The sequence below is a fragment of the Pseudomonas sp. GW456-12-1-14-TSB6 genome, from assembly GCF_059424205.1.
Genome location: NZ_JBWKZE010000021.1, coordinates 56,541 through 74,250, shown reverse-complemented (window position 1 = coordinate 74,250; position 17,710 = coordinate 56,541). Strand labels below are relative to the sequence as shown.

17 protein-coding genes are annotated in these 17,710 nt (G+C 61.8%); 12 read left to right on the top strand and 5 right to left on the bottom strand.

Annotated features, from left to right (window positions below):
• The first annotated feature begins 12 nt into the window (after window positions 1-12).
• Window positions 13-1,029 carry an SMP-30/gluconolactonase/LRE family protein gene (locus tag AC07Y2_RS19595; RefSeq protein WP_219736983.1) on the top strand — a complete coding sequence of 339 codons (1,017 nt, stop codon included), beginning with the start codon at window positions 13-15 and terminating at the stop codon, window positions 1,027-1,029.
• A gap of 42 nt (window positions 1,030-1,071) precedes the next feature.
• Here the strand turns inward: AC07Y2_RS19595 and AC07Y2_RS19590 are convergent, their stop codons facing one another.
• Together AC07Y2_RS19590 and AC07Y2_RS19585 are read right to left on the bottom strand one after the other, a co-directional pair.
• Window positions 1,072-1,242 carry a hypothetical protein gene (locus AC07Y2_RS19590; protein WP_178076150.1) on the bottom strand — a complete coding sequence of 57 codons (171 nt, stop codon included), beginning with the start codon at window positions 1,240-1,242 and terminating at the stop codon, window positions 1,072-1,074.
• A gap of 109 nt (window positions 1,243-1,351) precedes the next feature.
• Window positions 1,352-1,594, bottom strand: a complete 243-nt coding sequence (locus tag AC07Y2_RS19585) for an HP1242/YdcH family protein (protein WP_039768852.1) — start codon at window positions 1,592-1,594, stop codon at window positions 1,352-1,354.
• Window positions 1,595-1,799: 205 nt separating this feature from the next.
• On the opposite strand from AC07Y2_RS19585, the gene AC07Y2_RS19580 reads away from it, so the two are divergent.
• The 7 genes from AC07Y2_RS19580 to AC07Y2_RS19550 all read left to right on the top strand — a co-directional run bounded on the left by AC07Y2_RS19580 (window position 1,800) and on the right by AC07Y2_RS19550 (window position 7,988).
• Window positions 1,800-2,321, top strand: coding sequence for a DUF4142 domain-containing protein (locus AC07Y2_RS19580; protein WP_103386660.1), 522 nt, complete (start codon window positions 1,800-1,802; stop codon window positions 2,319-2,321).
• 240 nt (window positions 2,322-2,561) lie between these two features.
• Complete coding sequence (locus AC07Y2_RS19575) at window positions 2,562-3,413, top strand: STAS domain-containing protein (RefSeq protein ID WP_103386661.1); 852 nt, start codon at window positions 2,562-2,564, stop codon at window positions 3,411-3,413.
• A gap of 3 nt (window positions 3,414-3,416) precedes the next feature.
• Window positions 3,417-3,779, top strand: a complete 363-nt coding sequence (locus tag AC07Y2_RS19570) for an STAS domain-containing protein (RefSeq protein ID WP_011334518.1) — start codon at window positions 3,417-3,419, stop codon at window positions 3,777-3,779.
• Entirely contained in the window at window positions 3,776-4,180 is a 405-nt protein-coding gene (locus AC07Y2_RS19565) for an anti-sigma regulatory factor (RefSeq protein WP_011334519.1), read from the top strand. Before AC07Y2_RS19570 ends, AC07Y2_RS19565 begins: the two co-directional genes overlap by 4 nt.
• Entirely contained in the window at window positions 4,177-5,187 is a 1,011-nt protein-coding gene (locus AC07Y2_RS19560; RefSeq protein WP_103386694.1) for an ATP-binding protein, read from the top strand. The genes AC07Y2_RS19565 and AC07Y2_RS19560 overlap by 4 nt, the downstream gene beginning before the upstream one ends.
• Window positions 5,180-6,055, top strand: a complete 876-nt coding sequence (locus AC07Y2_RS19555; RefSeq protein ID WP_039768858.1) for a sensor histidine kinase — start codon at window positions 5,180-5,182, stop codon at window positions 6,053-6,055. Before AC07Y2_RS19560 ends, AC07Y2_RS19555 begins: the two co-directional genes overlap by 8 nt.
• Window positions 6,045-7,988, top strand: a complete 1,944-nt coding sequence (locus AC07Y2_RS19550; protein WP_103386662.1) for a PAS domain-containing hybrid sensor histidine kinase/response regulator — start codon at window positions 6,045-6,047, stop codon at window positions 7,986-7,988. Before AC07Y2_RS19555 ends, AC07Y2_RS19550 begins: the two co-directional genes overlap by 11 nt.
• A gap of 95 nt (window positions 7,989-8,083) precedes the next feature.
• Here the strand turns inward: AC07Y2_RS19550 and AC07Y2_RS19545 are convergent, their stop codons facing one another.
• The 3 genes from AC07Y2_RS19545 to AC07Y2_RS19535 all read right to left on the bottom strand — a co-directional run bounded on the left by AC07Y2_RS19545 (window position 8,084) and on the right by AC07Y2_RS19535 (window position 13,680).
• Window positions 8,084-10,717 (bottom strand): excinuclease ABC subunit UvrA, encoded by a 2,634-nt coding sequence (locus AC07Y2_RS19545; protein WP_103386663.1) that lies wholly within the window; start codon window positions 10,715-10,717, stop codon window positions 8,084-8,086.
• A 29-nt stretch (window positions 10,718-10,746) separates the two neighbouring features.
• Window positions 10,747-12,858 carry a hybrid sensor histidine kinase/response regulator gene (locus AC07Y2_RS19540; RefSeq protein WP_103386664.1) on the bottom strand — a complete coding sequence of 704 codons (2,112 nt, stop codon included), beginning with the start codon at window positions 12,856-12,858 and terminating at the stop codon, window positions 10,747-10,749.
• Window positions 12,859-12,990: 132 nt separating this feature from the next.
• The gene (locus AC07Y2_RS19535; protein ID WP_074690296.1) at window positions 12,991-13,680 is read right to left on the bottom strand and encodes a GntR family transcriptional regulator; all 690 of its coding nucleotides are present in this window, start codon (window positions 13,678-13,680) and stop codon (window positions 12,991-12,993) included.
• A gap of 139 nt (window positions 13,681-13,819) precedes the next feature.
• Between AC07Y2_RS19535 and AC07Y2_RS19530 the strand changes: the two genes are divergently transcribed.
• The 4 genes from AC07Y2_RS19530 to AC07Y2_RS19515 are packed head-to-tail and all read left to right on the top strand — an operon-like array spanning window position 13,820 to window position 17,677.
• Entirely contained in the window at window positions 13,820-14,905 is a 1,086-nt protein-coding gene (locus AC07Y2_RS19530; RefSeq protein ID WP_103386665.1) for an ABC transporter ATP-binding protein, read from the top strand.
• A 1-nt stretch (window position 14,906) separates the two neighbouring features.
• Window positions 14,907-15,824: an ABC transporter permease gene (locus AC07Y2_RS19525; protein WP_103386666.1), complete on the top strand. Its 918-nt coding sequence runs from the start codon at window positions 14,907-14,909 to the stop codon at window positions 15,822-15,824.
• Window positions 15,821-16,609 (top strand): ABC transporter permease, encoded by a 789-nt coding sequence (locus tag AC07Y2_RS19520; RefSeq protein ID WP_007959453.1) that lies wholly within the window; start codon window positions 15,821-15,823, stop codon window positions 16,607-16,609. Before AC07Y2_RS19525 ends, AC07Y2_RS19520 begins: the two co-directional genes overlap by 4 nt.
• Before the next feature lie 15 nt (window positions 16,610-16,624).
• Window positions 16,625-17,677, top strand: coding sequence for an extracellular solute-binding protein (locus AC07Y2_RS19515; RefSeq protein ID WP_103386667.1), 1,053 nt, complete (start codon window positions 16,625-16,627; stop codon window positions 17,675-17,677).
• The last annotated feature ends 33 nt before the right edge of the window (window positions 17,678-17,710 follow it).

Here is a 17,710-nt window from a genome sequence, read left to right as displayed (position 1 = left end):
TTTTTGCTGTTGATGCCGACCAGGGTCGAGCCCGTGGCCTGGACGCCGCAACCGGCGCCCTCGCTGACCGAGGGCCAGTACGCTGACAATCAGCGGCTCAAGAGCGCGGCACAGGTCGGTCCAAGTGACATCGAAGGCCCGGAAGCGCTGCTGCTGGAAAACGACTTTCTGATCACCGGACTGCACGACGGACGCCTGCTGCGCACCAGTCTCGATGGCCAGCAGCGCAAGGTGCTGGCCGATACCGGCGGCCGGCCGCTGGGGCTGGCGCGGCATCCCAACGGTTTGCTGGTGATCGCCGACGGGGTCAAGGGTTTGCTATCCCTTGATGCACAGGGGCAACTGGTGGCGCTGACCACCGAAGCCAATGGCCTGCCGTTCGGGTTTACCGATGACGTGGCCATCGACAAGTCCGGGCATTACGCCTACTTCAGCGATGCCTCCAGTCGCTGGGGTTACGGCCACGATGGCGAAGCGATCATCGAGCATGGCGGCGACGGGCGCCTGCTGCGTTACGACTTCCAGACCGGAAAAACCAGCGTATTGCTGGACAAGCTGGAGTTCGCCAACGGCGTGACCCTCGGCCCGGAAGACGCCTATGTGCTGGTCAACGAAACCGGCGCCTACCGCATCAGCCGCTACTGGCTGACCGGGCCGCAGGCCGGCACCCATGACCTGTTCATCGACAATCTGCCGGGGCTGCCGGACAACCTCGCCTTCAATGGCCGGGACCGTTTCTGGGTGGCGTTGTACACACCACGCAATCCGTTGCTCGACCGTACCGCCGCCCACCCTTTCGTGCGCAAGATGCTGGTGCGGGCGATGACCGTGCTGCCCAAACCGGTGGAAAAGCGCGGGTTCGTGCTGGGGCTGGATCTGGAGGGCAAGGTGATCGCCAATCTGCAGGATGCTAGCGCCGGCAATTACTCGCCGATCACCACGGTGCGCGAGTATGGCGACTGGTTGTATTTCGGCTCGCTGAAGGCGACGCACATGGCGCGGATGCCATTGGACGCCGCCTTGAAGTGAGGCCCTGGACTTTGTATTGGGTCGACTGGCGATAGCGGATAGTCAGTTACTGGATCTATCGAAGGTTTCCGGGTCTTCGTCCTCCGGCACTTCCTCGCTCTTGCGTTCCTCTTCAGGATTACGGACGGTATGCGCCGGACTATTGGGCTCGGGATGGGTGGGAACCGGGTCGAATGCACCCTGTTCTTCACTGGGGAATTTTGGATCTTTCATAAGGCACCTCGTTGAGAGTCGCAATGTGAAGACTCTGAACATTCGAGGTGCCGGTCGGGGCTGTCGTTCCAGTCAATTCACCACCGCAGGCCGGTGGTGCGACTGACGGTCAGGATCGAGCCTGCAACTGCTCGACGATCTTGTCTTTGACCTGCAGGCGTTTTTCTTTCAGTTTCTTCAGGGTGTCGTCGCTCGGCGCATCCGAAGTCGCCGTCTCGGCCTTGACGACTTCGGCGTCCGCCTGGGAATACTTGTTGATCAGTGCATCCAGATGTGGATCCGCGGTGCGTCGTTGCTGGATCTCTTCCTTTGTAAGTTTCAAGTCCTGTAACAAATCATGGGTCACCGGCATGGAACACCTCCGTCAGTTGATCGGCAGCCAACGCGACCGATTGCGCTGGCCAGGTATCAGAATGGCCTCGGTTGGCCACTTCTGTCGACCACCTGTCAGACCAGCGGTGTCCGTTCGTCGCCCTTTCGCAAATGCGATAAAACCTTTGGTCGGCGAACTTCCTCCATTGAATAACGCTCACAAAAACCTGCGTGGAGAAACACCAATGGACGGATTCAAACTGCGTCATCTCTTTCTGGCCGTTGCATTGAGCACCGGCATGGGCTCGGCTTTCGCCGCTACCGACAACGATTTTGTCGACAACGCAGCGGCCGGCGGCATCGCTGAAATCGAAACCAGTCGCCTGGCGCTGGAAAAAAGCCAATCCGCCGACATCAAAGCGTTTGCCAACATGATGATCGCCGACCACGGCAAGGCCAACGATGAACTGGCGGCAATTGCCAAGGCCAACGACATCGAGGTGCCGGACACCACGACCCTGGTCAAACAGGCCAAGGAAAAAATACTCGAAGTCCGTGATGAGTCGTTCGACGCCGCCTATGCCAATAATCAGGTGAAGGCTCACGAAGAAACCATCGAGCTGTTCAAGAAACAAGCCAACACCGTGACCGACGACAAAGTCAAAGGCGCCACCGAACTCAAAGCCTTTGCGCAGAAAATGCTGCCGGCACTGGAGAAACACCTGGCCCACGCCAAAGAGCTGCAGGCCAAACACCCCAGCAAGTAACCGCCAGGTAAACAAAGAGGCCGCCTCCATTGGACGCGGCCTCTTTGCGTTGGGGCTTTGTTGCAGGCAAAAGATCAGCATTCCTGGCCGCGCCGACTAGAGTTACCGGTGCATTACTTGCGGCAGATCAAAAATATCCTCGGGGGAACGAACAACTATTTCGAACGGCCAAGGTCATTCACTTCGCGCCGGTCATTTTCCGAAGAACCGGCCCCCAATTCGCAATGGAGCAACAGGCACATGGCAGCACTGCAGAACAGCACACTCGATGCGATGAAAAACAAACAGGTACAACTGCTGGGCGAATGGACTAAAGGACTGGTCGACAGCGGTGCCACCCGCAATCTCAAAGAACACGACTTGCAGCAGCAGACCGGCGAATTCCTGCAACTGGTGGTCAGTGGCCTGGAAAACGACAGCGGCACCAACATCACCGCGCCGGGCTGGGAAGGCATGCGCCAGTTCCTCGAAAAACTCTCCCATAGCCGCGCCCAGCTCGGTCAGGATTCCCAGCAGACCGCCAGCTTTATTTTCTCGCTCAAGGGCCCGCTGTTCGCCCTGCTGCAAAACCATTATCAGGACCAGCCCGCCCTGCTCGCCGAACAGCTTTGGGAAATTTCCGAATTGTTCGATGCTTTCGGCCTGTACACCATTCGCACGTTCCAGAAGTCCCGTGAAGCGGTGATCAAGCGCCAGCAGGAAGAACTGCTGGAGTTGTCGACCCCGGTGGTCAAATTGTGGGATGGCGTGCTTGCACTGCCGATGATCGGCACCCTCGATTCACAGCGCACCCAAGTGGTAATGGAATCGCTGCTGCAACGCATCGTCGACACCGGTTCGGAAATCGCCATCATCGACATCACCGGTGTGCCGACCGTCGACACGCTGGTCGCCCAACACCTGCTCAAGACTGTGACCGCGATCCGCCTGATGGGCGCCGATTGCATCATCAGCGGCGTGCGACCGCAGATTGCCCAGACCATCGTCCATCTGGGCCTCGACCTGCAAGGCGTGGTCACCAAAGCCAATCTGGCCGACGCACTGAAGCTGGCCCTGACCCGTCTGGGCATCACCCTCACCAAGACGGTCTGAACAATGGAACGTATCCCGATTCTTCAGATGGGTGACTTCCTGCTGGTGACCATCCAGGTCGACATGCACGACCAGCTCGCCCTCACCTTGCAGGACGACCTGTCCGAGCGCATCAGCAAGACCTCCGCGCGCGGGGTGCTGATCGACATCTCGGCGCTGGACATGGTCGATTCGTTCATCGGCCGGATGATCGGCACCATTTCCGGCCTGTCGAAAATCATGGACGCTGAAACCATGCTCGTCGGCATGCAGCCGGCGGTCGCCATTACCCTGGTCGAGCTCGGTCTGTACCTGCCGGGCGTCAGCACCGCGCTGAACGTCGAGCGCGGCATGAAACTGCTGCAGGAACGAGTACGCCAGCAATGACCGTGCGCAGCAGCGGTACCCAACCGATCAACATCGAGCAGGATGTGGTGCTGGCGCGGCAAACGGCGCGCAAGCTGGCCACCGAGTGCGGCATGCGCCTGATCGACCTGACCAAACTGGTGACCGCCGTCAGTGAACTGGCGCGCAACACCATGGTGTATGGCGGTGGCGGAGACATGGACTGGCAGATCCTCGACGACAACCACAAGGTCGGCCTGCGCCTGACCTTTCGCGATGAAGGCCCGGGCATTCCCGACATCAAACTGGCGATGACCGACGGCTGGACCTCCGGCAGCGGTCTGGGCCTGGGCCTGACCGGGGCCAAGCGTCTCGTGGACGAATTTGAACTGGACACCGAGCCCGGCAAAGGCACTCGCATAACGATCACCCGATGGACATGAACATCAGCGGGACATTGACCCAGGTGTTGGTGATCGAGGACAGCAGCCAGATCGGCCATGCCCGGCGTACGGCCCAGCGTCTGGCCGAGCAACACGGTTTTGGCGAAAGCGACGCAGGCCGTGTGGCGCTGGTGGCCACGGAGCTGGCGAGCAATGTGCTCAAGCACGCCGGGCGCGGGGAATTGCACCTGCGCCTGTTGCCCCGTCACGGTGACGACGGTATCGAGATGATTGCGGTCGACCGTGCCCAGGGGTTTGATCTGGATGCGTGCATGACCGATGGCTTTTCCACCGGCGGTACTCAGGGCATCGGTCTGGGCGCCGTGGCACGCCAGGCGGATGTCTTCGACGTATATGCCGACCATCGCGGCGCCGTGCTGCTGGCTCGTTTATACCCGCGCAGCGACCGGCAGTTGGATATGCCGTATGGTGTCAGTCAACACTCGCTGCACAACGATCCCGCCTGCGGCGACGTCTGGCATCTGGCGATTCACGGCAGTGACATCAGTGCCCTGATCGTCGATGGTCTGGGCCATGGCGAAGACGCCGAGCGTGCGGCCCGAGCAGGAGAGAAAGCCTTTGCCCTGAGCCCGTTCGGTGCGCCAACGGTCCTGATGGAAGACATGCACCGGGAAATGATCGGGAGCCGGGGTGGCGCAGTGGCATTCGCGCAGTTTCATGCCGGGCGTGCCAGTCTGTCGTTCACCGGTGTCGGTAACATCGGTGCCAGCCTGATCGCCTCCGACAAGTCGCGCGGACTGGCCTCGCATCCAGGGATAGTCGGCGGCCAATACCGAAAAGCCCAGCCCTTTGACTATGCTCACGTGAACGGACATCTATTGATCATGTACAGCGATGGCTTGCAGTCCCGTTGGAACCTTCAAGACTACCCCGGTCTGGTGCATCGCCATCCCGCCGTGATAGCCACCGTCCTGCACCGCGATTTCTGTCGCGGGCGCGACGATGTAACGGTGCTGGTCGTTGCCCTGGAGGCCGCCCATGGCTGAGTCCCCGACACTGAGCAATGCCGAACAGGCTGCGTTGATCGCCCAGTTGCAGAGCGAAACCGCTGCGTTGCGCGAAGAGCTCGACGAAACCAATCAGGGCGTGCTGGCCCTGTACGCCGAACTCGACACCCAGGCCGAACAACTGCGTCAGGCGTCCGATCTGAAAAGCCGCTTTCTGTCGTACATGAGCCACGAGTTCCGCACACCGCTGGGCTCGATCCTGAGCATCAACAGCCTGCTGGCCGACGAACTCGACGGCCCGCTGAGCCCCGAGCAGCACAAACAGGTGGCCTTCGTCAGCAGCGCCGCCCGGGAACTCAGCGACATGGTCGACGACCTGCTCGACCTGGCGAAGATCGAGGCCGGACGCATCAGTATTTCTCCGGCGTGGTTCGACATGTTCGACCTGTTCGCGGCGTTGCGCGGAATGTTCCGGCCGATTGTCGACGCCACTGCCGTAGACCTGATTTTCGAAGAGCCAGTGGGCCTGCCGCGTCTCTATACCGACGACAAGAAGCTCGCGCAGATTCTGCGCAACTTCATTTCCAACTCGCTGAAATTCACCACCCGTGGTGAAGTAAGGATCTCGGCACGCCTTGAGGGTGAGGACAAGGTACGGTTCGCCGTCAGCGACACCGGTATCGGTATCGCTTCGGAGCTGCATGGCACCTTGTTTGAAGACTTTTCTCAGGTCGACTCACCGCTGCAAAAACGCCTGCGCGGCACCGGGCTCGGCTTGTCCCTGTGCAAACGCTTCGCCGAACTGCTCGGTGGCGAGGTCGGCGTCCAGAGTACCCCGAGCGTGGGTTCGTGCTTTTTCGTGATCATCCCGTTGGCGATCGCCCAGGAGAGCGTCGATGAAACATGACATCCGTCTGTTGATCGTCGATGACAACGTCGCCACCCGCTACGCCTTGCGCCGACGGCTGGAACGCCACGGCTATGAGGTGTTAGAGGCCGGCACCGGTGGCGATGGCTTGGCATTGATCGCCAGTGAAAAGCTCGACGCGTTGATTCTCGACGTCAACCTGCCGGACATGAGCGGCTTCGATATTGTCCGCGAACTGCGCGCCGACGCCCGCACCGCCCTGCTCCCGGTGATCCACGTGTCGGCCGCGTCGATCCAGACTGGCGACATCATCACCGGTCTCGATGCCGGTGCCGATGCGTATCTGATTCACCCAGTCGATCCCGACGTGCTGCTGGCAACATTGCGCACCCTGCTTCGGGTGCGCGACACGGAGAACGCGTTGCGCGAAAGCGAGGCGCGTTTCCGCGAGATCTTCGTCAACATCTCCGCGCCCATCGCGGTGCTGGATGCCGACCTGAAAGTCCACGAGTGCAACCACGCTTTCTCCCAACTGATCCAGGACAACCGCGACCCGCAGACCCTCAGCGAATGCTTTGCCGAGGATCAGAGCGCGATCCTCGACGAACTGCGCCTGCGGCTGGTGGATGGCGAACGCTGGAAAGGCACGCTGAACATGCGCGTGCAGGGCGAGATCCGTGAGACCGAGTGGCAGATTTCCCCCTACCGCACCCCGAAACTGAGCCTGGTGTTCGTCGAAGACGTCACCGAACACCGTCACCGCGAACGTTCGCACCTGGCGCGACTGGACGACACCACCACGCAACTGGCCAAGGAAGTCGCCGACCGGGTGCGTGCCGAATCGCAACTGCTGCAAGTACAGAAAATGGATGCGCTGGGCAAACTCACCGGCGGCATTGCCCACGACTTCAACAACCTCCTGACCGGGATCATCACCAGCCTTGAGCTGATCCAGAAACGGGTCGCCGATGCCCGCCCGGACAAGGTGCAGTTTTACGCCGAAGCAGCTCTGAACTCGGCGATGAGTGCGGCCTCGCTCACCCATCGCCTGCTGGCTTTTGCCCGCCAGCAACCGCTCGACACCCGTCCGGTGGACATCAACAAGCACGTCCGCTCGCTGGAAGAATTGCTGGTGCGCACCATCGGCGAACGCATCGCCCTCAAACTGGAAATGACCACCAAACCTGCCATCGCGCTGGTCGATCCGATCCAGCTCGAAAGCGCAGTGCTCAATCTGGTGATCAACGCCCGAGACGCATTGCCACGGGGCGGCAATATCTGGGTCAGCACTTACGCGGCGTATTCCCACGGCGACCCGAACCTCGCCGATGGTTCCTATGTGGCGCTATCGGTGCGCGATGACGGTACCGGCATCGAGCACAGCGTCATCGATAAGGTGTTCGAGCCGTTTTTCACCACCAAACCGCTGGGCCAGGGCACCGGGTTGGGGCTGTCGACGATCTACGGTTTCGCTCGTCAATCCGGTGGCGATGCGCACATCCGCAGCGTGGCGCGACGCGGCACCGAAGTGACGATCATGCTGCCGGCCACCAGTGATCCGACCGCTGTCGATGTGGCCCCGGTGACCATCGATCCGCAAGGCTCGGGCGAACATGTGTTGATCGTCGAAGACATGCCGGCGGTGCGCCTGTTCGTCACCGAAGTGCTGGAAGACGCCGGCTACCGCTGCACCCAGGCGGCCGATATCGAAACCGCGCTGGAGCGCTTGCGGAACGACTCGTCGATCGACCTGCTGCTGACCGACGTGGGCCTGCCACGCATGACCGGCCGTGAACTGGCGGACGTTGCCCGGGGCTGGCGTGAAGCGCTGCCGATTCTGTTCATGACCGGTTACGCGGAAACCGCGATCAACCGCCAGGTGTTTCTCGGGGCCGGCATGGAGATGCTGGTCAAGCCGTTCCAGATCCGCGAGTTGCTGGACAAGGTACGCCGCACGCTCGACGGCGCCTGATACACCGCCATTGCCAGCAGGCTGGCTCCCACATGGAAAACCAGCAACCTGTGGGAGCCAGCCTGCTGGCGATGACGATATTCGACACGCTATGGCTAGCGGCTGAGGGCACGAGAAAGAAACGGCGCAGTCCGGCTCTTCTTGCTCGCCGCCACTTTCTGCGGCGTCCCGGCCACGACGATCTGGCCGCCCTGATCCCCGGCGCCCGGACCAATGTCGATCACCCAGTCGCTCTGCGCCACCACGCGCATTTCATGCTCGACCACGATCACCGTGTGCCCCGCCGTCACCAGCGTATCCAGTTGTTCGAGCAAACGATCAACGTCGCGCGGGTGCAACCCGGTGGTCGGTTCATCCAGCACATACAGCGTCGCGCCGCGCTGGTTGCGTTGCAGCTCGGTGGCCAGTTTGATCCGCTGGGCTTCGCCGCCGGACAGCTCGGTCGCCGGTTGCCCGAGGCGCAGATAACCGAGACCGATGTCGCGCAGTACCTCCAGCGAACGGCGGATCGCCGGTTGCTCGGCAAACACCGTCACCGCTTCGTCTACCGTCAGTTTCAGCACCTGCGCGATGCTCAAGCCCTGCCAGAGGATGGCCAGGGTTTCGGGGTTGTAACGCGCGCCGTGACAGGTCGGGCACGGCGCATAAACGCTGGGCATGAACAGTAATTCGACACTGACAAACCCCTCGCCTTCGCAGGTCGGGCAGCGACCCTTGGCGACGTTGAAGGAAAACTGCCCGGCGTCGTATCCCGCCGCTTTCGCCTCATCGGTCGCGGCAAACAGCTTGCGCACGTTGTCGAACAGCCCGGTGTAGGTCGCCAGATTCGAACGCGGCGTGCGGCCGATGGGTTTCTGATCGACCTGCACCAGACGCTTGATCGACTCCAGCCCGGCGCTGACCTGGCCGGTGCTGGCAGACGGGGTATCGTCTTCCAGATTGAGCTCTTCCGGCTCGGCGTCACTGACGCTGCGCCCGAGCTGCGCGCCGACCAGTTCCAGCAGCGCCTGGCTGACCAGACTGGATTTGCCCGAACCGGAAACACCGGTGACCGAAGTGAAACAACCCAGGGGAAATTCGGCGCTGAGGTTATTCAGGTTGTTGCGTGTGACGCCGTCGAGTTTCAGCCAGCCCGACGGTTTGCGCGCGGCGCGGTTCGGCCGTTGCTGTTCGGCGAACAGATAGGCGCGGGTCTGCGATTCCTCGATCGCGGCCAGCCCCGGCGGCGGGCCGCTGTAGAGAATCTGCCCGCCCTTTTCACCGGCCGCCGGGCCGACGTCGATCAGCCAGTCGGCGCGGCGCATCGTGTCCAGATCGTGCTCGACCACAAACACGCTGTTGCCGTCGGCCTTCAGACGCTGCAAGGCCTCGAACAGCGCCTCGCCGTCAGCCGGGTGCAGGCCGGCGGAGGGTTCGTCGAGCACGTAGATCACGCCGAACAATTGCGACCCCAATTGAGTGGCCAGTCGCAGGCGTTGCAACTCACCGGACGACAGGGTCGGTGTGCTGCGCTCCAGGGCCAGATAACCAAGGCCGAGATCGGTCAGGGTGCTGACCCGGTCCAGCAAGTCCTCGGCAATGCGCTGCGCGGCCAGGCGTTTTTCCAGCGAGAGGTTCGGCGTATGGCGCACGTCCGGCGCGTTGGCGTGGCCGCTGGCGCCATGGGCCACGCGCTGCTGGCGGGCTTCGCGGGTCTGGCTGTGGGTCAGGGTTTCACCGCTTTCATCGGCGTGTTCCAGCCAGCTCGCGTCCGCCACCGGCTTCAAGACTTCGGCGACTTGCAGCAGCGGCATCCGCGACAACTCGCCGATGTCATGCCCGGCAAACGTCACCGACAGCGCCTCGCGCTTGAGGCGCTTGCCATCGCACAGCGGGCAAAGGCTGCCGATCATGAACTGCGACACGCGCTTCTTCATCAGCGCGCTTTGCGAATGGGTGAACGTGTGCAGGATATAGCGCCGGGCGCCAGTGAAGGTGCCTTGATAGCTCGGTTCCATGTTGCGCTTGAGGGCGACGCGGGTCTCTTCCGGCGTCAGCCCGGCGTACACCGGAACGGTCGGTGTTTCCTCGGTGAAGAGGATCCAGTCACGCTGTTTTTTCGGCAGCTTGCGCCACGGTATATCGACATCGATGCCCATGGTCACCAGGATGTCGCGCAGGTTCTGCCCCTGCCAGGCCAGCGGCCAGGACGCCACGGCACGCTGGCGGATGGTCAGATTCGGATCCGGCACCATCAACGCCTCGGTGACCTCGTAAACCCGGCCCAGTCCATGGCATTGCGGGCACGCGCCTTGCGGCGTATTCGGTGAGAAGTCCTCGGCGTAGAGCATCGGCTGCCCCGGCGGATAGCTGCCGGCGCGCGAGTACAGCATTCGGATCAGGCTCGAGAGCGTGGTGACGCTGCCCACCGACGAGCGCGTGCTCGGCGTGCCGCGCTGTTGCTGCAGGGCCACGGCCGGGGGCAGACCTTCGATGGAATCGACGTCCGGTACGCCGACCTGATCGATCAGCCGCCGCGCATAGGGCGCCACCGATTCGAAATAGCGCCGCTGGGCTTCGGCATACAGCGTCGAAAACGCCAGCGACGACTTGCCCGAACCCGACACCCCGGTGAACACCACCAGTGCATCGCGAGGAATGTCGACGTCCACGTTCTTCAGATTGTGTTCACGGGCGCCGCGCACGCGAACCATGCCGGCGGCAGAACTGGAATTGCGTCTGGAAGTCATCGGCCAGCCTTGGTCAGGGGATTTGGAGCTCAGGTGCTGAGCACGGAACGGATCATCTGCAGCAATGCTTCGGGGCCATAGGGCTTGCCGAGCAAATGGGTGTCGGGGCTGAGCTGGTGGTTGCGCGAGATGATGTCGCGGGTGTGGCCCGAGGTGAACAGCACGGCCACCGGCGGCATTTGCACCTTGGCCCACGCCGCCAGATCGGAGCTTTTGATAAGACCGGGCATGACCACGTCGGTGAAGATCAGGTCGACCCGAGCGCCTTCCATCAACATCTGCATGGCCGCGTCGCCGTTGCCGGCGATCAGCACGCGGTAGCCTTCTTCGCGCAACAGTTCGACCGCCGAGGTGCGCACCGCTTCGTTGTCCTCGACCACCAGGATCGTCTCGTGACCACCCGCCTGCTGATGATTGACGCTCGGCGAGTCATCGAGCACGGGGCGCAGGCTGCGTGGAAAGTACAACTGCACCCGCGTGCCTTCGCCAATCCGACTGTCGATCTCCACATGCCCGCCGCTCTGCTTGACGAAGCCGAACACCATGCTCAAGCCCAGGCCAGTGCCCTGGCCGTCGGCCTTGGTGGTGAAGAACGGTTCGAACACCTGCTCGAGCATGTGCGGGGCAATGCCCACGCCGCTGTCACTGACCGAGACCCGGACGAAATCCCCCGGCACGATGCCCTTGCCCGAACAGAACGCCCGATCCAGTGAGAGGTTGGAGGCGCCAAGCACAATCGTGCCCTCGCCCTTCATGGCGTCCCGGGCATTGATTGCCAGATTGAGAATGGCGTTTTCCAGTTGATTGCGGTCAACGTTGATGTGCCACGGCTCAACAGGCAGTTGCACGTCGATCTGAATGGTTTCGCCCAGCGCCCGTTGCAGCAACTCGCCCACGCCTTCGAAAATCTGGCGTGGGTTGCAAACCGCCGGCGACAGCGGCTGACGCCGGGCAAACGCGAGCAGTTGCGAGGACAGCTTGGCGCCGCGCTCCACCGCCGCCAGCGAGGCGCTGACCCGACGCTGGACATTGGCATTGTCCGGTTCATGGCGAGCCAGCAGATGCAGGTTGCCGGCGATCACTTGCAGCAGGTTGTTGAAGTCATGGGCCACGCCGCCCGTAAGGCCGCCGATGGCTTCGAGCTTCTGCGACTGACGCAATTGCTCTTCGGCGGCGAGGCGCGCCTCGACTTCATCCGCTACCCGCTGTTCGAGGTTGCGGGTGAACTTGAGCAGCGATTCCTCGGCGGTCTTGCGCTCGTGAATATCGATCAGCACACCGGGGAAACGGAACGGCCGGCCCTGCTCGTCGAATTCGCAAGCGCCGCTGGCGAGCACCCACAGACAACTGCCATCGGCACGCACCACCCGGTATTCGGCGTTGTACGGCTCGCCGGTACGCACCGCATTCTCGACGCATTCCTGCACCCAACTGCGGTCGTCGGGATGAATGTGCGTCTCGGCGATATGCTGCGGCAGGTTGCTCAGGTCTTGATCAGGTGGGTAGGAAAATGTCCGGGCGAATCGCTCATCGGCCGACAGCACGTTGTTTCTCACGTCCCAGACAAACGAGCCGAGCAATGCCCCGGCATTGAGTGCCAGTCGCACCCGCTCGTTATCGGCGCGATAAGCGTCTTCGGCGGCCTGACGCAAGCGTTCGGACAGCACCAGTTCAGTGGTTTCCACCACCATCGCCATCACACCCGAAGGCACGCCGGCATCGTTGGCCACCGGGCTGTAATACAAATCGAGCCAGACATCCTCGGGCACACCGTCGCGCAGCAACACCAAGACCTTGTTGCGGTATTCCAGGGTGCCGCCGGCCAGACAGGTGTCGACCACATGCCGGTTGAAATCGGCCACCTCCGGCCAGCCCAGTTCCACCGGCGATCCGAGCAGGTACGGATGCCGGCCGCCGGCGAATCGCGAATAGGCGTCGTTGTAGATCATGTAACCGGCATGGCCCCAGAGCATGACCATCGGCAGCGGCGAGGCCAGCATCAGCTGGACCGTGCTGCACAGGCTGGCCGGCCAGGTTTCGAGGGGGCCCAGATCAGTCCTGCTCCAGTCAAACGCACGAATGCGCCCGGCCATCTCGCCTTGCCAGCCGTCACACCCATGGCTATCGGATAAAAACTGCATCAGCTGCTTCAACGCCTTGTAGTGGGTCCGGTTCTATCGCCGCGCGTTCAAACGCCACGCCCGTCTGTTTCGAGCGTGTCGGGCAGCGATGGTTTCATTAGAGGTATAGCCGATTTCACCTGCACTCGACGCTCACACTCCGATCAGGTGTTTGAGCGGATGGTAGCCGGTCTTCATTTTCGCAGCGACGTCGAGGATCGCCTTCTGGATGCCGTCCAGGTGCATGCAGGTCAGCTCGATCGCCGCGCTCTGATTGCCGGCCTCGATGTACTCGATCAGGCGCAGGTGCTCGTCGTCGCGGCAGGCTTCGTGGCTGTCGTCATCCAGCGCGGCGGCGTACAGCGAGGCGCGGGAAATCAGCTTCTGGAACCAGTCGAGCAGTACCGGGTTGTTCAGGCTGCGGGCGAGTTTGATGTGGAACTCGCCGAGCAGGTGAATCAGTCGCTCGTGGTCGCCGGCATCGTGGGCTTCGTCTTCCAGCAGCAAATGATCACGCAGGTCCTGCATCGCCGCAGAGTCCTTGCGCCGACACAGTTCGGTGACGATGCCGATCTCGATCAGACGCCGGGTTTCGAACAAGGAACGGATTTCCTCATCGCTGGGCAGCGACACCGACGCACCTTTATTGGGCTCGGTGGTGACCAGTCCGTCGGCCTCCAATTGCTTGAGCGCCGCGCGAACCGACGTGCGGCTGACATTGAACAATTCCGCCAGCGATGCCTCGCCCAGCTTCATCCCCGGACGCAGCGAACGCTTGCTGATCGCCTCGTAAACCCCTTGGTAGACGCGGTCGACCGTGGTTTCCGTTTTTTTCTCGGTCATTTGAAAGCTCCTTCAACGCTGGCGACGCTGCCCGACGAACGACTCAGTCAGGGAAATGGGGGTTGCGCCAGCAGATTAATCCGGGTATTTCTAAATTGCATTCAGATATTGCATACAATAATTAGAGGATTGCACCATTATGGGTCAACCAATAGCCATTGAAGTGCGTAACGTATCCAAGCGGTATTCTGATGACCCTGGCCTGGCGCCAGCCCTCGACAACGTGTCGGTGAACATCGCCGACAACGAGTTTTTCACCCTCCTCGGCCCCTCGGGCTGCGGCAAGACCACCCTGCTGCGCACCATCGCCGGTTTCGAACACGTCAGCGACGGCGAAATCCGTCTGGCGGGCGAAACGGTCAATCACCTGCCGCCGTTCAAGCGTCGGGTCAACACGGTGTTCCAGAGTTACGCGCTGTTTCCGCACATGAGTGTCGCGCAGAATATCGCCTTCGGCCTCGAGATGCAGGGTCTTGATCGCAAGACGATTCCCGGACGGGTCGACGAAATGCTCGCGCTGGTGCAGATGGAACACCTGGCCGGGCGCAAACCGGCGGAATTATCCGGCGGCCAGCAGCAACGCGTGGCGCTGGCCCGAGCCCTGGCGCCGAAGCCGAAAGTGCTGTTGCTCGACGAGCCGCTGTCGGCGCTGGACCTGAAGCTGCGCAAGGAAATGCAGGTCGAACTCAAGCGCGTGCAGCAGGAAGCCGGAATCACCTTCATCTTCGTCACCCACGATCAGGAAGAAGCGCTGACCCTGTCCGACCGGATCGCGGTGATGTCCGCCGGCAAGATCCTGCAGATCGGCACCCCGACCGACATCTATGAACGCCCGCAGCACCGTTTCGTCGCCCAGTTCATCGGCGACATCAATTTCCTCCCCGGCGAACTCAAGCGCGGCGACCACAACGAAAACCTCTTCGTGCCCAACGGCATGCCGGTGGAAATCCCCTGCCCGCCGCAAGGCGTGAATGGCAGCAGCGTGCAACTGGCGTTTCGTCCCGAGCGCTCGCAACTGGTCGCGGCGGATCAACCGCATCATCTGCGCGGCGTAATCGAGGCCGTGCTGTATGTCGGCACCGCGACCCTGTACCAGTGCCGCTTGAACAACGACATCAAAGTCATGCTGCGGGAAAACAACGAAGGCCTGAACCGTGGTCGTGCAGTCGGCGAGCCCGTGGCGGTGCACCTGCCGCCCCAGGCCTGCCTGTTGATGGAGGCCTGAGATGAGCGTCAGCAGCACTTCCCCCGCCCTCAACCGCGCGCTGTTGCTCAGCCCGGTGGTGTTGACCCTGCTCGCCCTGATCGCCATTCCGCTGGGCATCATGGGCTACATCAGCCTGCTGCCGCGCAACACCTACGGCGGCGTCGACTGGCAGGCCCAATGGCAATTGCAGAGTTACGTGCAGCTGTTTTTCCAGGAAGGTTTTGACGGCGAACTGGAGCTGAACTGGGTCTACGCCCAGGCGCTGTTGCGCTCGGTGTTCCAGGCCGGTGGCACCACGGTGCTGTGCTTTCTGTTCGGATTTCCGGTGGCGCTGTGGATGTCGAGCCTGACCCCGCGCCGACGCAATCTGATGGTGTTGCTCATCACCATTCCGTTCTGGACCAACCTGCTGATCCGCAACTACGCGTGGCTGATCATCCTGCGCGAACAGGGCTGGGTCGCCCAAAGCATTAACGCGCTGTTCCCGAGTGCCGGCGGCATCACCCTGCTCTACAACGACTTCGCGGTCAGCGTGGGTCTGGTCTACAGCTTCCTGCCGTTCATGATTTTGCCGATCTACTCGACCCTGGAAAAACTCGACTGGCGTCTGGTGGAAGCCGCCTATGACCTGGGCGCCAACCGCTGGCATGCGCTGCGGCGGATCATCCTGCCGCTGTCGATGCCCGGCGTGATTGCTGGCGCGTTGCTGGTGTTCGTGCCGAGCCTCGGCGCCTTCATCACCCCGGCGATCCTCGGCGGCGGCAAGACCCTGATGATCGGCAACCTGATCCAGCAGCAATTCGGTACCGCGCGCAACTGGCCGCTCGGCAGTTCGTTGTCGTTCCTGCTGCTGGGGATTCTGCTGTTGTCGCTGGTGCTATACGCCCTGTACAGCCGCAGCGCGGCGAAAACCCTGAACCGGGGAGCGAAAGCATGATCTCTCTGCACCTGAAAAAACTTCCGGCGACCCGGGAAATCAGCCTGCTGATCCTCGCCTATTTGTACGTGCCGATCCTGGTGTTGATCGCCTACAGCTTCAACGCCAACCGCTCGGCGACGGTGTGGACCGAGTTCTCGTTCGCCTGGTACGGGCGGATCCTGGCCAACCCGTCGATCCAGACCGCAGCGCTGAATTCGATCATCGTCGCGACCATCGCCACAGTCTGCGCCACAACCATTGCACTGCTCGCAGCACTGGCGACTTACCGGCCGTTCTACGGACAGAAAATGGTCGAAGGCGGGATCAACCTGCCGCTGATCCTGCCGGAGATCGTCACCGCCGTGGCCACCCTGCTGCTGTTCATGGCGCTGGGGATCAAGCTCGGGCTGATGACGGTGATCGTCGCGCACATCGGCTTCTGCATTCCGTTCGCCTACCTGCCGATCCGCGCGCGGCTCAACGACCTGGACAAGAGCCTGCTGGAGGCCGCCAACGATCTGTATGCCAACCCGTGGCAGGTGTTCCGCCGCGTGACCTTGCCGCTGCTGTGGCCGGCGGTGTTGTCCGGTTCGGTGCTGGCGTTCGTGGTCAGCCTCGACGATTTCATCATGACCTTCTTCGTCGCCGGGCCCGGCTCGACCACGTTGCCGGTGTACATCTTCTCGGCGATCAAGGCCGGCGTGACGCCGGAAATCAACGCGATTTCGACCCTGATGCTGGTGATTTCCATCGTGCTGGTGGTGCTGGCCTTCTGGCTTGGCCAACGCGGCAAACAACAATAAACCTGGAGCGCGCTCATGAAAGTGAAAAACATGCGTCTGGCAGTATCCGGTCTGGCCCTGAGTTGTTTCACCGCGTTCGGCGCCCACGCCGCCGAGCCCAAGCAATTGTTCTTCTACAACTGGACCGATTACTACCCGGTGGATCTGCTGGCCAAGTTCGAAAAAGAGACCGGGATCAAGGTCACCATGGACGGCTACGACAGCAACGAAACCCTGCTCGCCAAGTTGCAGGCCGGCGGCGCCGCGTATGACGTGATCGTGCCGTCGCAGTCGATCATGCAGACGCTGATCAAGCAGAACCTGCTGCTGGAAATCGACGCCCCGACCCTGAGCAACTTCCAGTACGTCAAAGGCCCGTTCCGCGATCCGAGCTTCGACCCGGGCCGCAAGTTTTCGGCGCCGTATCTGTGGGGCACCACCGGGTTTTCCTATGACAGCGCGCGGGTGCCGGGCGGCAAGCTCGATGATTCGTGGAAAGAATTCTTCGAGCCGCGCAAGGAACTGCAAGGCCAGCTTGCCGCCCTCGACACCTCCAGCAGCGTGATCAACGCCGCCAGCCATTACCTGAACGTCGACGAATGCACGGAAAACCCGCAGGACGCCAAGCGCATCCTCGAACTGCTGCAAAAGCAGAAACCGTTTTTGAAGATGTACAGCTCCGACAACACCGTCGACCGCATGGCCTCGGGCGAAGTGATCATGATGCAGAACTGGAACGGCTCGACGGCCCGCGCCACATTGCAGAAGAGCACGATCAAATACGTGTACCCGAAAGAAGGCCTGGCAATGTTCCAGGACAACTTCGCCGTACCGAAAAGCGCCCCGCATCCGGGCAACGCGAAGATCTTCATCGACTGGATGATGAAGCCGGAAAACGCGGCGGCCGTGTCCAACGCGATTGCCTATGCCAACGGGATTCAGAGCGATCAGTTGCTGGATGCGAAATGGAAGGTCATGGACGCGATCAACATGCCCGAGGAGTACGCCTCGCGCCTGCGCCCGGAGAAGGAATGCAGCAACAAGGCGCGGGAGCTGCAGGATCGGATCTGGTCGAAGCTCAAAGGCTGATCGCCTGACTTGAGACCGCGTCGCGGCCATCGC